Annotated in this window: 16 protein-coding genes; 7 read left to right on the forward strand and 9 right to left on the reverse strand. The window is 70.9% G+C overall.

Going from position 1 to position 14,204, the window contains the following annotated elements:
* Positions 1-9: 9 nt before the first annotated feature.
* Positions 10-237: a DUF2530 domain-containing protein gene (locus tag ABJI51_RS42670; protein ID WP_348956928.1), complete on the reverse strand. Its 228-nt coding sequence runs from the start codon at positions 235-237 to the stop codon at positions 10-12.
* A gap of 82 nt (positions 238-319) precedes the next feature.
* Here ABJI51_RS42670 and ABJI51_RS42675 point away from each other — a divergent pair, with 82 nt between their 5' ends.
* Positions 320-1,789: an NCS2 family permease gene (locus tag ABJI51_RS42675; protein WP_348956929.1), complete on the forward strand. Its 1,470-nt coding sequence runs from the start codon at positions 320-322 to the stop codon at positions 1,787-1,789.
* Here the strand turns inward: ABJI51_RS42675 and ABJI51_RS42680 are convergent, their stop codons facing one another.
* On the reverse strand, positions 1,790-2,374 hold the full coding sequence (locus tag ABJI51_RS42680; protein WP_348956910.1) for a hypothetical protein: 585 nt from the start codon (positions 2,372-2,374) through the stop codon (positions 1,790-1,792).
* Positions 2,375-2,471: 97 nt separating this feature from the next.
* Here ABJI51_RS42680 and ABJI51_RS42685 point away from each other — a divergent pair, with 97 nt between their 5' ends.
* The 3 genes from ABJI51_RS42685 to ABJI51_RS42695 all read left to right on the forward strand — a co-directional run bounded on the left by ABJI51_RS42685 (position 2,472) and on the right by ABJI51_RS42695 (position 4,796).
* Positions 2,472-2,903, forward strand: coding sequence for a MarR family winged helix-turn-helix transcriptional regulator (locus ABJI51_RS42685; protein WP_348956911.1), 432 nt, complete (start codon positions 2,472-2,474; stop codon positions 2,901-2,903).
* Between the two features lie 110 nt (positions 2,904-3,013).
* Positions 3,014-4,270 (forward strand): MFS transporter, encoded by a 1,257-nt coding sequence (locus tag ABJI51_RS42690; protein ID WP_348956912.1) that lies wholly within the window; start codon positions 3,014-3,016, stop codon positions 4,268-4,270.
* A gap of 46 nt (positions 4,271-4,316) precedes the next feature.
* Entirely contained in the window at positions 4,317-4,796 is a 480-nt protein-coding gene (locus tag ABJI51_RS42695) for a hypothetical protein (RefSeq protein ID WP_348956913.1), read from the forward strand.
* 4 nt (positions 4,797-4,800) lie between these two features.
* On the opposite strand, the gene ABJI51_RS42700 is transcribed toward ABJI51_RS42695, so the two are convergent.
* From ABJI51_RS42700 to ABJI51_RS42725, 6 genes are all read right to left on the reverse strand, one after another.
* Positions 4,801-5,658, reverse strand: a complete 858-nt coding sequence (locus ABJI51_RS42700; protein WP_348956914.1) for a hypothetical protein — start codon at positions 5,656-5,658, stop codon at positions 4,801-4,803.
* Between the two features lie 393 nt (positions 5,659-6,051).
* Entirely contained in the window at positions 6,052-6,867 is an 816-nt protein-coding gene (locus ABJI51_RS42705) for an arylamine N-acetyltransferase family protein (protein ID WP_348956915.1), read from the reverse strand.
* A 102-nt stretch (positions 6,868-6,969) separates the two neighbouring features.
* Positions 6,970-7,593: a superoxide dismutase gene (locus tag ABJI51_RS42710; protein WP_072476063.1), complete on the reverse strand. Its 624-nt coding sequence runs from the start codon at positions 7,591-7,593 to the stop codon at positions 6,970-6,972.
* Positions 7,594-7,845: 252 nt separating this feature from the next.
* Positions 7,846-8,508 carry a biliverdin-producing heme oxygenase gene (locus ABJI51_RS42715; protein ID WP_348956916.1) on the reverse strand — a complete coding sequence of 221 codons (663 nt, stop codon included), beginning with the start codon at positions 8,506-8,508 and terminating at the stop codon, positions 7,846-7,848.
* A gap of 74 nt (positions 8,509-8,582) precedes the next feature.
* On the reverse strand, positions 8,583-9,179 hold the full coding sequence (locus tag ABJI51_RS42720; RefSeq protein WP_348956917.1) for a TetR/AcrR family transcriptional regulator: 597 nt from the start codon (positions 9,177-9,179) through the stop codon (positions 8,583-8,585).
* Between the two features lie 15 nt (positions 9,180-9,194).
* Entirely contained in the window at positions 9,195-10,691 is a 1,497-nt protein-coding gene (locus ABJI51_RS42725) for a glutamate-cysteine ligase family protein (protein WP_348956918.1), read from the reverse strand.
* A 211-nt stretch (positions 10,692-10,902) separates the two neighbouring features.
* Here ABJI51_RS42725 and ABJI51_RS42730 point away from each other — a divergent pair, with 211 nt between their 5' ends.
* Both ABJI51_RS42730 and ABJI51_RS42735 read left to right on the forward strand, forming a co-directional pair.
* A complete protein-coding gene (locus tag ABJI51_RS42730; RefSeq protein WP_348956919.1) occupies positions 10,903-11,709 on the forward strand; it encodes a TrmH family RNA methyltransferase in 807 nt (268 codons plus the stop codon).
* A 10-nt stretch (positions 11,710-11,719) separates the two neighbouring features.
* Positions 11,720-12,334 (forward strand): DUF2537 domain-containing protein, encoded by a 615-nt coding sequence (locus tag ABJI51_RS42735; protein WP_348956920.1) that lies wholly within the window; start codon positions 11,720-11,722, stop codon positions 12,332-12,334.
* On the opposite strand, the gene ABJI51_RS42740 is transcribed toward ABJI51_RS42735, so the two are convergent.
* Entirely contained in the window at positions 12,331-13,758 is a 1,428-nt protein-coding gene (locus ABJI51_RS42740) for a hypothetical protein (RefSeq protein WP_348956921.1), read from the reverse strand. The two genes, ABJI51_RS42735 and ABJI51_RS42740, sit on opposite strands and share 4 nt — an antisense overlap.
* Before the next feature lie 40 nt (positions 13,759-13,798).
* Here ABJI51_RS42740 and ABJI51_RS42745 point away from each other — a divergent pair, with 40 nt between their 5' ends.
* Positions 13,799-14,149 carry an MmcQ/YjbR family DNA-binding protein gene (locus ABJI51_RS42745; protein ID WP_348956922.1) on the forward strand — a complete coding sequence of 117 codons (351 nt, stop codon included), beginning with the start codon at positions 13,799-13,801 and terminating at the stop codon, positions 14,147-14,149.
* The last annotated feature ends 55 nt before the right edge of the window (positions 14,150-14,204 follow it).

Consider the following 14,204-nt stretch of genomic DNA (forward strand, 5'->3'; position numbering starts at 1 on the left):
CCGCAACCCTCAGAGCCGCTGGGCCGACTTCGAGCCGCGCCGGGCGGCGGCGCGCTGCCACGCGATGATCGCCATGCCGACGAAACCGAGCCCGAACCCGGACAGCGCCGTCTGCACCCACAGCCCCGAAGTCGTGAAGAAGAGCACCACCAGTGCGACAGCCCAGATCGAAGTGCCTACGATCACCACCGGCGTCAGGTCGGTCAGCTTCTTGGGCAGCTCCGGCGTGTGCCGCAACGAGCCCGTAACCTCCGGTGGATTGATCGGTTCACTCACGAGGTGCAGGGTACTCCGCAGCAGCGAGAGAATGGGCAGGCGAATGGCGGAGCAGGAGACGACCCGCACCGGGACGTCCACACTGGACCGGTTCTTCAAGATCACCGAGCGGGGTTCGACCGTGTCGCGCGAGCTGCGCGGCGGGCTGGTCACCTTCGTCACGATGGCCTACATCGTGGTGCTGAACCCGCTGATCATCGGCAGTTTCTCGGCCGACGACGCGGGTGCGCACAAGGACCTCCTCGGCGGCATCCTGCCCGTCCCGCAGGTCGCCGCGGTGACCGCGCTGGTCGCCGGCGTCATGACCATCCTCATGGGCCTGGTCGCGAACTACCCCTTCGCGATCGCGACCGGCCTGGGCATCAACAGCCTGGTCGCGGTCACCATCGCCCCGCAGATGACCTGGCCCGAGGCGATGGGCCTGGTGGTCATCGAGGGCGTGATCATCGTGCTGCTCGTGCTCACCGGCTTCCGCACCGCGGTGTTCCGGGCCGTGCCGGCCGCGCTGAAGTCCGCGATCGCCGTCGGCATCGGCGTGTTCATCTGCCTGATCGGCCTGGTGGACGCCGGGTTCGTGCGCCGGCTGCCGGACGCCGCGCACACCACCGTCCCGGTGGGCCTTGGCATCAACGGCTCGATCGCGTCGTGGCCGACCGCGGTGTTCGTCGTCGGCCTGCTGGTCACCGGCATCCTGGTCGTGCGCAAGGTCAAGGGCGCGATCCTGATCGGCGTGCTCACCTCGACCGTGCTGGCCATCGTCGTCGAGGCGATCGTCAAGGCCGGGCCGTCGCAGGGCACGAACCCGAAGGGCTGGAACCTCGGCTACCCGGCGCTGCCGGACCAGGTCCTCGGCCTGCCGAACCTCTCGCTGGTCGGCGACGTCTCGTTCGGCGCATGGACGCGGCTGCCGATCATCACCGTCGTCCTGCTGGTGTTCACCCTGGTGCTCGCCGACTTCTTCGACGCGATGGGCACCATGACCGGCCTCGCGAAGGAGGCCAGCCTGCTGCCGAAGGACGGCCAGCTGCCCAACGTCGGCAAGGCGCTGTTCGTCGAGGGCCTCGCGGGTGCCGCGGGCGGGTTCGGCTCGGCCAGCTCCAACACGGTGTTCGTCGAGTCGGCGTCCGGTATCGCCGAGGGCGCGCGGACCGGCCTGGCGAACGTCGTCACCGGCGTGCTCTTCCTCGCCGCGATGTTCCTGACCCCGCTGTACCAGGTGGTGCCGGTCGAGGCGGCCGCGCCGGCGCTGGTCGTGGTCGGCGCGATGCTGATGTCGCAGGTCCGCGAGATCGACTTCACCGACTTCTCGATCGCGCTGCCGGCGTTCCTGACCATCGTCGTCATGCCGTTCACCTACTCGATCGCCAACGGCATCGGCGCGGGCTTCGTCAGCTACGTCGTGATCCGCGCGGCCACCGGCAAGGCCCGCCAGGTGCACCCGCTGATGTGGGCGATCGCGCTGGCGTTCGTGGCGTACTTCGCGGTCGGGCCGCTGCAGGCCGCGTTCCGGTGATCAGCGGGGGCCGCTGATCCTCAGTGCGTCGTCGATGACCTTGACGTGCTCGGTGAACTGGGACTCCGGCGCGTCGTAACGGATGGTGATCATGGCGTCCCGGACGGCGATCCAGACTTCCCGCACCTGCCGGGTGCTGCCGTCGCGCTGGTAGGAGTACTCCCATTTGGCGGCGGGGTAGCCACCGACGGGTGGGTGGGTGGTGACCGCGTGCAGCCGGTAGCCGGGGCGGCGGGTGGTCTGCTCGGCCGACGCGAGGGCGAGCATCGGGTCCCGCTGCCCGAGTGGCGCGCGGTCGGTCTCCAGCACGAACTCGCCGCTGCGGTAGGTCGCGCGGTTCTCGTCGTGCGTCTCGGTCCAGCCGGTCGGCACCGGGATCTGCATCGGCCAGCCCTCGTCGCCCTCGGCGTGCGGGAACCGGTAGACCTCGAACGACTGCTGGTACGGCAGCGTCGTGGCCGTCGGCATGGTGGCCGTGGGCGGGGGCGCGGCCTTCGATGCGTCCTCGCCACCGGCGAACTGCGCCACCACGATCACCAGGGCCGCCGCGCCGACCACGGCCGAGCCCACCAGCTTCCGGTTCATCAGACCCCCAGTCGTCCTGAGAGAAGGACGCTTGGGCGCGCTCCGGGTTGACGGAGATCACCCGTTCGCCGGAAGTTTCGTAAGGTATGCTAACTATATGTCCGGCGACACGCACGAGCGCTCCCTGGCGAGCCGTCTGCGTCTCGCGGTGGTCCGGCTCAACCGCCGGCTCCGGGCACAGCGCGTCGGGGACGACCTCACGCTGACACAGGTCGCCGCGCTGTCCACCCTGCACAAGTGCGGTGCGCTGACCCCCGGTCAGCTCGCCGCGAAGGAAGGCGTCCAGCCACCTTCGATGACGAGGGTGATCGCCGCGCTCGAGGACCTGGGGTATGTCGAGCGGCGCCCGCACCCGACCGACGGCAGGCAAGCCATCGTCGAGTTGTCCGAGAGCGGGCTGGCCTACGTTCGCAAGGCCATCTCGGTGCGGGAGGCATGGCTGGACCGGCAATTGGCGGAACTCGGCGACGAAGAGCGCGAAGTGCTCTCCAAAGCCGCCGAAATCATCGACAGGATGGCGGGGAACTAACCACGGTGACGGCCACGGGTAGCGAAACGAAGCGTTCGATCCAGACCACTGCTACCCGGGAAACGGCCCCACCGCCGTCCGCTTCGCCGCCGTCTTCCCAGCGCGGCGGCATGTTCGCCTCGCTGCGCGTCCGCAACTACCGGCTGTTCTTCACCGGCCAGGTCATCTCGAACATCGGCACCTGGATGCAGCGCATCGCCCAGGACTGGCTGGTGTTCACCCTCAGCGGCAACAACCCGATCGCGCTCGGCGTCGCGGTGGCGCTGCAGTTCACGCCGACGCTGTTCCTCTCGCTGTGGGCAGGCGTCCTCGCCGACCGCGTCGACAAGCGGCGGCTGCTCACCTGGATCCAGACGGCGGCCTGCGCCCAGGCGGTCGTCCTCGGCGTGCTCGACCTGACCGGGATCGCCGCGCTGTGGCACGTCTACGTCCTGTGCTTCACCCTCGGCGTGACGGCGGCGCTCGAAGTGCCGACGCGGCAGTCGTTCGTGGCCGAGATGGTGGGCCGCGACCAGGTCGCCAACGCCGTCGCGCTGAACTCGTCGATCTTCAACATGGCGCGCATCGTCGGCCCGGCGATCGCCGGGTTCGCGATCACCTGGATCGGCACCGGCTGGCTGTTCGTCGCGAACGCGCTCAGCACGGTCGCGGTCATCGTCGGGCTGATCCTGATGAACCCGGACAGGCTGTTCCGCGTCGCGGCGGTCCCGCGCGAGAAGGGACAGCTGGCCGAGGGCCTGCGGTACGTCCGCCGCCGGTCGGACCTGATGACGGTGATGGTGCTGGTGCTGTTCGTCAGCACGTTCGGCATCACGTACTTCAGCTCGCTGCCGATCGTCGCGGCGAACGTGTTCCACACCGCGGCGGACGGCTACGGGCTGCTGTCCACGCTGGTCGCGGTGGGCACCTTCACCGGCGCGGTGATGTCGGCTCGCCGCGGGACCAAGGGGCGGCCTCGCGTCCGGCTGATGCTGGTGTCGGCGTTCTTCCTCGGCGTGTTCGAGCTGATCACGGCGTTCATGCCGACGTACCTGACGTTCGGCCTCGGCCTGATTCCGCTCGGCTTCGCCACGATGACGTTCCTCAACACGGCCAACGCGCTGGTGCAGACGTCGGTCAGCCCCGAGATGCGCGGCCGCGTGATGGGCCTGTACGTGCTGGTCCTGATCGGCGGCAACCCGATCGGCGGCCCGATGGTCGGCTGGATGGCCCAGGCGTTCGGCGGCCGGTCCCCGTTCGCCATCGGCGGCGCGATCTCCGCGCTGGCCGCGGTGGTGTGCGCGGTGGTCCTGATCCGCCGCGGCGGGGTTTCCTGGCCGGTGAAGCGGGGCTTCGGGCTGCGGGTGCTGAAGCGGGCCAAGGTCTGAGTATTTCGCTGGTCGGCGTCCTGGCAGCGGCCGTAGCCTCGGCGTCATGGAGAAGTGGACGCGGTGGTTCCAGCCGGACCCGGGCTGCGACGAGCTCAGGCCGGACGAGCAGGCCTTCCTCACCGCGCTCCAGCAGGCCGCCGTGCAGTGGGACGTCGGATACGCCGCCAGCTGGGCGAACCGGGACGAGGAGGAGCACCCCTGCCTGCTCGCCGTCGTGTCGATCAGTGACCGGAACGTCCAGCTGGCCGAGTTCGGCGTCCACTACCGCGACGGGCACGCACAGGGCGACCTGCTGCACAGCTGCCTGCACGAGCTGCCGGACGAGCCGACGCCGGACGCCCTCGACGTACGCGGCGAACCCGGGCAGGTGGCGGCCGAGTGCGCGGCGTGGTTCGAGTCGATCCTGCGCCGGCCGGTCGTCTCCGCGCAGCGGGTTTACGCCGGTGTGGTGACCAAGCCGGGCGTTGCGCCCCAGCGGCCGTGGAAGCGGCTGTTCCGCTTCGGCCGTGGCGCGGGGATCTAGGACCCTAACGGCCGAGCAGGGGTGGCACCACCTTCTCGGCGAAGGCCCGTACGCCCGGCGTGGACCGGTCGAAGTCGTTCAGCTGGATGACGAGGGTCTGGTCGGAGCCGTCGACGAGCCGGACTTCGGCGGCACCTCCCGGTTCGGACACGTCCGCCGGGCGGCCCGCGATGCGGTCGCCGAAGTGCTTCGCCGGGCTGCGGGCGCTGTACGAGAGCTTGACCTCGACCCCGTCGCGCTTGTGCCTGCACGTGCCGGGCCACTCGGGTTCGGTTTCGTCCAGTGGACGGCCCAGCGCCCGGGCCAGCTGGGTGCAGAGCTGGCGCATGATCAGCGGATAGGGCGCGTCGGCGATGCCGGTGCCGGCAATCGGCGTCAGCTCGGCTGGGTGGCGTTTCTCCTCCTCGGTCGGTAGTGACGGCCCCGGGCTGGTGATCGCCGCGGTCATCGCGGTGCCGAGCGCTTCCGCCATGCCACGGAAGTCGCGTTCGGTGCGGACGCCCAGCTGGTTCGCGACCCGGATCCACAGGGTGGGTGCCGCCCAGCGCTCGCTGGTGGCGGCGAGCGGGACGGTCAGCATCGCGTCCATGGCGGGTTTCGCGGGGCTCTTCGTCACCGTGCCGCGGTGCCCGGCCACGGTGACTTCGGCCGGTTCGACCCCGCCGAACGGCACCCGGTCGTAGGTGCCCGCGGTGACGTCCAGGTCGGCGGTGACCACGTGGCAGGACGTGACGGCGACCTCGCGCAGGACCGGGCCGCCCAGCACCCCACGCCACGTCTCCTCCGGGACGGCGCTGCAGAGCACGTGGCCGGCGGTGCCGGCGGGGAGGGCCGCGGCCAGCTCACCGGTCGGCATCGGCACCGGCCGGACTGCCTCGCTGCCCGCTCTTGGCCATGGCGACGGTAAGGCCCTGGGTGGCGCTTCGGGTGTGTCGCGGGTCAGGAACCAGGCCGTTCCGGCTGTCAGCGCGAATACCACTGTGAGCACCACGGCGATCAAGACTGTGGTGTCTTTCTTCTGCTGCGTCCCCCTCATGTTCACGCCGTGACCGTATCGGCACGCACCGACAAAAATCGGGGGTTCGAGGGGGTTGTGTCACCCGAAGAGGTGAGATCCGGGTCTCCGCCGCCCACCCCTTGCCGTGGGAGGTGAGGTTAGGCTAACCTCATACATGTCCGCTTCGTGGTGGGAGCGGCAGTCAGTTCGGGAACGGGCGGAGCCCCGGCACTGGGAACCCCGGTGCCGGGGCTCCGTTCATTGCGCGTGGACGGCAGTGTCCGGGTGGTCCGCCCGGGGCGTCAAGGGGATCTCACCCGGTGGTGTCGGCAGGCGGGTCAAGGGGAGGCCGAAGTAGACGCGGTACGCCATGCGGATTGCCGCTTCCGTTGGCAGCTCGACCTCGTTGCGGACCCCGTCGACCGTCTCGATCAGCTTGCTTCCCGACAGCGTCACCCGGCCCTGGGACGTCGGGCGGGAGCACGTCAGGGACCGCGTGAAGTGTGACTCCGGGGACGTCGACTGCCACCACGCCATCGGGACGAAGTCGGCCAGCGGGCGGCGGCGGCGCTCCAGGCGGTACTGGGGCTTGCCGTCCAGCAGTACGTCTATGTCGCCGTCGGGGGTGTCCAGCAGGAGGAACTCGCCCTCCGGGTCGCTTTGGGCGTCCACTCCGGACAGGCGCAGCGGGTGGCGGGCGAACCGGCCGAAGCCCACGTCCACCAGCCATGGCTCCGCCAGCTCGACCACGATCGCCGCGTGGTCCAGGGGTGGGCCCAGCGTGCCGTCGGGGCGGAAGACCTGGGCCGCGTGCAGGGATGCCGTGAAGCCCAGTTCGCGCAGCAGGGCCGCGAACAGGCCGTTCAGCTCGTAGCAGAATCCGCCGCGGCGGCGGCGGACGATCTTGTCGAACAGGACGTCCTCGGCCAGGGAGACGTGCTCGCCGAGGTGGATGCTCAGGTTCTCGAAGGGGACGGCTGCCAGGTGGCGTTCCTGCAGGTGACGCAGTGTCGCGAGGTCGGCCGCCGCGGGCCGCTCCGCGTTCAGGCGGGCCAGGTACTCGTCGACGTTCATGTTCTCCACTGAAACACTTCGAGCGCACTGGAGGTCAAGCGATTTCACGCCGACGAAAACGGGGCCCTTCCGCGAAGGAAGGACCCCGTCCGGTGGAGCAGCTCAGCCGAGCAGCAGGCCGTTGCCGCCGGCGACGGCGTTGTCGAAGCGCTTGCTGATCTCGGCCCAGTTGAAGATGTTCCACAGGGCCTTGACGTAGTCCGGCTTCACGTTCTTGTAGTCCAGGTAGAACGCGTGCTCCCAGACGTCGACCAGCAGGATCGGCACGGTCGGCAGGATCAGGTTGTTGTGGTGGTCGCGCAGCTGCTGGGTGATCAGCGTCTTGCCGATCGGGTCCCAGGACAGCGCGCCCCAGCCGTTGCCCTGGATCGTGGTGGAGACGGCGGTGAACTGCGCCTTGAACTTGTCGAACGAGCCGAACGCCTCGTCGATCGCCGCGGCCAGCTCGCCGGTCGGCTTGTCGCCACCCTCCGGCGACAGGATCTTCCACCACACGACGTGGTTCGCGTGCCCGGCCAGGTTGAAGGCCAGCGTGGTCTCCAGGCCGACGATCGAGCCGAAGTCGTTCGCTTCGCGGGCGGCTTCGAGCTTCTCGAGCGTGTCGTTCGCGCCCTTGACGTAGGTCGCGTGGTGCTTGCTGTGGTGCAGCTCGTTGATCTCGCCGGAGATGTGCGGCGCGAGAGCGCCGTAGTCGTAGTCGAGATCGGGCAGCTCGTAGCGGGCCATTGGCCCTCCTTACTGTCTTCGACGCAAGTTTCCGGTACCGAACCTAGTAGCACACGCCCCCTCGCGGCGAGCGGGGGCGGGTGGCCGTCACACCAATTCGGGGGGTCCGGGTGGCGGAGCCCCCGGCCCGGGGCGGAGCCCCGGATGTTGCAGCGGGACGGCGGTTCGTGAGTGGCGTACCCCGGGGGTACCCCTCTCGAAACCGAGCCTGCAACCTGAAGCTAACTGGAGGTCAACGACGTGTGACCGCGATCATTCCGCGCGGAACTCGTCCAGCCGCAGCGCCAGCTCGTCGAACACCGCGACGTTGCACTCGAACGCCACCAGTGCCTCGTCGATGACCCGTGCCCGCTCGGCCTCGTCCCACGGCGCGTTGTCCAGTTTCGCGCGGTAGGCGTCCCGGAACCGGGGCGCGCTGCCGATCCCGTCGAAGTGGTAGAACAGCGCGCCCGCCTGGGTGAGGCCGTACTTCTGCTCCAGTGTCCGGCGGATCACCTGGCCGCCCGCGATGTCGCCGAGGTAGCGCGTGTAGTGGTGGGCCACGTACCCGCCCGCCCACGAAGACGCTTCGCGCACGCGATCGACGTACGCCTGCGTCGAGGCCAGTGGCGTGATGGCCGAGCGCCAGTCCGGGCCCACCAGGTGGGCGAGGTCGCGCTCGATGTTGGGCAGCCGCCGCAGCTCGTCGAAGACGAACTCGCCGCCGACCGGGTCGCCCGCCATCGCGTCGCTCGCCGCCTCGATCGCGCCGTAGACGAAGTAGTACTGGATCGCCAGCTGCGTGTAGCCGTCCTGGGTCAGCTCGCCGCCGAGCAGGGCCCGCATGTACGCCGAGTAGTTCGCCCGGTCGTGGACTTCGAGCGTCGACGCGCGCAGCGCCGCCGAGAAGGGGCGGGTGTCCGTGGTCACCGACATGAGCGCAGCCTCCCGGCGATCGATCTGACACGCTGTCAGAAAGATCGTAGGGCACGAACCGGGCTTAGGCCACCCTAAATCGACGCGCCGACCGCTCGCAGCACGAACCGCACGGCCCCTTCGACGACGTCGTCCAGCTGCTCCGGCGGCCCGTCGACCAGCGCCCGGTTGCCCAGCGCCGCGGTGATCATCGGGATCAGGACGTCCGGGTCCTCGGCGGGCCAGCGGCCGAGGTCGACGCCGCAGGCGAGGATCGCGCGCAGCCGGTCGGTGATCGGGTCGGCGTGCGCGCTGATCCGCCGGTACGCCGCGGGTGCCAGCGCCGACGCGAGTGCCGTGCCCGGCGGCATGTGGTACTCGGCCAGCACGCGCAGCTGCAGCCGGACGAACGTGGCCAGCTGGTCGGCCGGGTCGGCCTGTGCCTCGACGGCTTCGGTCAGCCGCGTGACGTACCGGGCGGCTTCGTCCTCGACGAAGGCGACCAGCAGGCTCTCCTTGTCGGGGAAGTGGTTGTACAGCGCGGTCCGCCCGACGCCCGCCGCGGCCGCGACCCCGGCGAGCGTGATGGCGTCGAAGCCGCGTTCGTAGAGCTGCGTGCGCAGGACGTCGAAGACCCGCGCCCGCACCTCACGCCGGTGCGCCTCCAGCGACTCACCGAGAATCTTCGGCATCCGCCCAGGCTAGCCTCATTCGCCGGACGGCCAGGTGTGCACCGGCTCGCCCGCCTCCGACAGCTCCAGGTAGCGCCCCAGCATCCGGGTCAGCGCCGTCTCGCGGTCCATTCCGCGTTCCTGCGCGCGCACGACGTAGTCGCGCTGCCAGGTCGCGCCGGTCCGCCGCGCCAGGCAGCGGCGCTCGATGATCCCGAGGTAGCGCTCGCGGGCCTCGTCGGAGACGTCGGAGCGGCGCAGCCCCTCGTGGGCCAGCGGCAGCAGCACGCGCAGGGTCAGCTCGTCCGGCGGGACCCAGCCGATGCCCGGCCAGTACAGCTGCGCGTCGAAGCCGCGGCGCGCACCCGCGTAGAGGTTCTCCTCCGCGGCCTGGAACGACATCTGGGTCCACACCGGGCGTTCCGCCTCGGCCAGCGCGCGCTGGGCGCCGTAGAAGAACGCCGCGTTCGCCACCGTGTCGACGACCGTCGGGCCCGCCGGCAGCACCCGGTTCTCGACACGCAGGTGCGGCAGGCCGTCGACGACGTCGTACACCGGGCGGTTCCAGCGCCAGATGGTGCCGTTGTGCATCCGCAGCTCGGTCAGCTTCGGCGCCTGGCCCGCGTCGAGTGCCTCGATCGGGTCCTCGGCGTCGGTTTCCGGGAGCAGGCCGGGGAAATACCGGACGTTTTCCTCGAACAAGTCGAAGATCGACGTGATCCAGCGTTCGCCGAACCACACGCGCGGCCGCACGCCCTGGTTCTTCAGCTCTTCCGGCCGGGTGTCGGTCGCCTGCAGGAACAACGGGATCCGCGTCTCGTGCCACAGCGCCTTCCCCAGCAGGAACGGCGAATTCGACGCGAGCGCGATCTGCAGCCCGGCCAGGCACTGCGCCGCGTTCCAGTGCGCGGCGAACTCCTCCGGCGCGACCTGCAGGTGCAGCTGCACGCTGGTGCACGCCGCCTCCGGCAGGATCGATTCGGCGTAGCTGCGCAGGCGTTCGGGCTGCTGGCCCGGCAGCGCCGCGCCCTCCATGGCCAGCACCGTGCGTTCGCCGCGGGCGGCGAAGATCTGGTCGTTCAGCGTGGCGTAGCGGGTCTTGTTGGTGAGCCACTTCTGGTCGAAGTGCTCGTGCTTCAACGTCGGCAGGATGCCGATCATGGCCACGGCCGACCCGGTGTCGCGGGCCCGCGCCGCGGCGGTGTCGAGGTACGCGCGGAGATCGTTCTCCAGCTGCAGGGCCGAATCGCCGGCCAGCGGCCGCGGCGGCACGTTCAGCTCGATGTTGTGCTGGCCCAGCTCGGTGGTGAACGACGGGTCGTCCAGCGCCTCCAGCACCGCGGTGTTCGTCATCGACGGGCGCAGCTCGCGGTCGACGAGGTTCAGCTCGACTTCGAGCCCGATGTTCTTGCGGGGGAACGAAAAGCTGCCGTCGGTGAGCATGCGGGCCAGCGTGTCGAGGCAGCGCTGCACCTTCCGGCGGTACCTTCCGCGGTCCAGCGTGTTCGGTTGAGCCGCGAGGTCCATCCCCATGACCATCCCTGCTTTGCGTCGGCGTGGAACTAGGACGTGTTTCCGGCCCCGGCGGACAACCGTTTCACAGGCGATGCAGCCGGGCTAGCGGCCAAACTGGTGCTCTCCGTCACGGGGGGTTGACCCAAAGCAAAATGAACCCGTTCGTACCACCGCCGGTTCGACGTTCGGACCAGCCGGGCGCCCGGCAAGCGGGTGACAGACTGGGCGAATGGGCTTGATCCACGTCGAGGACTCCGCGGACCCTCGAGTCGACGATTTCCGTGATTTGTCCACAGCGGACCGCCGCCCCGACCGGCCGGGCGGCCGGGGGCTGGTCATCGCCGAAGGCACCGTCGTGGTGTCCCGGCTGCTGGCGTCCCGCTACCCGGTGCGCGCGCTGCTGGGCGTGCGCCGCCGCTTCGACGAGCTGGCGGGCGAACTCGACGGCCTCGACGTGCCCCAGTACGTCACCTCCGCGGAGGTCATGGCCGAGGTGGTGGGCTTCCACCTCAACCGCGGGATCCTCGCCGTGGCCGACCGGCCGGCGCCGCTGACGGTTTCCGAGGTCGTGGCCGGGGCGGACACCATCGCCGTGCTGGAAGGCGTGGGGGACCACGAAAACCTCGGCGCGCTCTTCCGCAACGCGGCCGCGCTCGGCGTCGGCGGCGTGCTGCTCGGGCCCGGCTGCTCCGACCCGCTGTACCGGCGCAGCGTGCGCGTGTCGATGGGGCACGTCCTGCGCGTCCCGTTCGGTCCGCTGACCGACTGGCCGGGCGGGCTCGACGACCTGCGGGCACGCGGGTTCTCCGTCGCGGCGTTCACCCCGCGCCCCGGCTCGATCCCGCTGCGCGAGCTGCGCAGGCACGCGCCCGGCCGGGTGGCGTTGCTCTTCGGCGCCGAAGGTCCCGGGCTGACCGAAACGGCGCTCGCGGCGGCTGATCACGCCGTCCGGATACCCATGCCCGCGGGAGTCGATTCACTCAACATCGCCACGGCCGCCGCCGTCGCCTTCTACGAACTGGCTCCGGGTGGCTAAGGTGATCCCCATGGAGCTGCGGATCCGCGGCGAGCGCGCCGTGCTGGCCGGCCCCGGCGGGGAGCACGCGCGCGAGGTGGACCCGCACAAGCTGGCGATCGGCGCCGACCTGGCACAGGCCCTGCACGAGTGGGCCCGCGTCGCCGCGGCGGTCACCGCCGGCTCCGGCGCGGAGGCAGGCTCGGTGGTGTCGCAGCGCGGCCGCCAGCTGGCCACGCGGCTGGCCTCGGTGATGGGCACGACCGTCCGGTTCGTGGACCCGGTGACCGGCGCCGAGACGGTCGTCGAGCCGCCGGCCCGCGCCGAGGACCGGCCGGGCCAGCGGTTCCTCCGGTCGGTGCTGGGGCCGCCGGGCCCGCCGGACGAGCCGACGCCGTGGCTGACCGGCCTGACGGTCTCGGCGTTCATCGCGGCGGTGGTCGTCGTCGCGATGCTCGCGCTGGCCACGACGCTGGCGCGGCAGACCAACGGCTGGCTGGCGCTGGTGGCGTCGGTCATCGTGACGGCGGGAATCACGCCGTCGCTGTGGCTGATCCGCCGCACGCCGATCCTGCGCTGGGCCGCCTACGGCGCGGCGGGCGGCGTGGTGATCGCGTGGATCGGCGTTCTGGTGATCGCCCTCTAGCGCAGCTTGGCGTAGGTGACGAGCCTGCCCTGGGCCCGGGTCGACGTCTCGCTGCGGAGGAAGTAGCCGTGGAACGCGGCGATCTGGCGGGTCAGCTCCGGCGAGACGTCGAACTGGCCGGAGAAGAACGTCACGCCGTCGCTGCCGTCGAACTCGCCGGCCAGCCAGCCGACGCGTGCCGAACGGGGAAAGGCCCGCAGTACCCACAGCAGCGGCGGCACGCCCAGCACCGCGAGGCCGAAGCCGATCGCGAAGACGCGCTCCTCGCCGGTGATCGCGCCGGTGAGGGCGCCGCCGCCGAAGCACAGCACCGCCCACAGCACCGGGGCGGCGAAGCCGGCGCACGACATCCGGAACCGCCGCCCGGCCACCGGCGGGGACGGGGTGGTGCGGCGCAGCAGCAGGATCACGTCGGTGCGGTCGGCGAACTCCGCCACGGCGGCGAATCCTTCGCTGCCCGCGATCTCGGCAATGCGGGCCGGGGTCAGCTTCGCGTGCCGGACGCTCACCCACAGCTCGCCGCGGCCGTCGAGGTGGTTGCGCAGCCACTGCTCCCGGCCGGGCGGCTCGGCAGGCGGCGTGAACACCGCGGGCGCGGGGTGGCCGAACACCAGGCCGGGACGGCACTTGGCGAAGAGGAGCTGCGTGTTGCCGCGGCCGGAGTCGTGGTGACCGCCGAAGAAGTAGCCGTACCGCGCGGCGACCTCGCCGAGCAGCTCGGTGGACAGCGACGGCGGAGGCGGCACGAGCACCTGCGGGCTGCCGTCGAACGGCGCGTCCAGCCACGGCATGCGCGGTGACCGGCCGGCGATCGCGCGGATCAGGAGCTGCACGCCGACGACGGCGGCCAAGGCGACCGGGATCAGCAGGAGCGGCCAGGTGCGGCCGGACTGCGCCGCGAACCAGGTGCCCACGCCGACGCCCAGGACGCAGACGACCGCGGCGACGCCCTGGACCACGCCCACCCGGTACCCGGTGGTGCGCGGCCGCAGCTCCTCGTCCGGCAGGCCGGTGCGCCGCAGCAACAGCAGCCGGTCGGTGGGGTCGGCGACCTCGGCCACGACCGTCATTCCGGCCGCCGCCGCGGTCGCGGCGACGTCGTCACGGCCCAGCCGCAACCGCCGCAGGCTGGCCCAGAACTGGTCCTGCCGGGCGAGCAGCTTCGCGAGCCTGCGTCGGGCGCCGCCGGTGCCGGGGCCCCGGTCGAAGTGCGGCGGGAAGAACGCGGGCGCGAACTCGAACCGCAGGAATCCGGGCCGAACCGGCGGGGTTTCGCGGTACCGGCGCGAGGCCGCGGCCTGCCGGACGGCCGTGGAGTCCAGGCCCCACTGCGCGGGGTCGATCTCGACCACCGGCGTGCCCGAGAACCCGTGGTACCGCAGCTCGGCGAACCGGAGCAGCCAGGCGCGGCTGTCACGCAGCATGATCGATCCCTCCCTCAGCGTGACATCGTAGCCTGGCGGGATGGAGCAGCTGGACGCGTTGCGGAAGGTGTGCCTGGCGCTGCCGGAGACGACCGAGCGGCTTTCCCACGGCGAACCGGCCTGGTTCGTCCGCGGCCGGAAGACGTTCGTGATGTTCGCCGACCGCCACCACGACGACAAGCTCGCCTTCTGGTGCCCGGCGCCGCCCGGGGTGCAGGAGGAGCTGGTGCGCACCGAGCCGGAGCGCTTCTTCCGGCCGCCGTACGTCGGACACCGCGGCTGGCTGGGCGTGCGGCTGGACGTCGACGTCGACTGGGACGAAGTCGACCGGATCGTGCGGGAGGCCTATCGCCTGGTGGCGCCGAAGACCCTCGCGGCCCAGGTGCCCTGAGAGGTGCGTCGGGCTTGGGTGGTCTGCCGCGGCTTGTCGTGAGTGGTAATTAGGG

The sequence above is a fragment of the Amycolatopsis melonis genome, from assembly GCF_040064235.1.
Classification (GTDB): Bacteria; Actinomycetota; Actinomycetes; order Mycobacteriales; family Pseudonocardiaceae; genus Amycolatopsis; species Amycolatopsis melonis.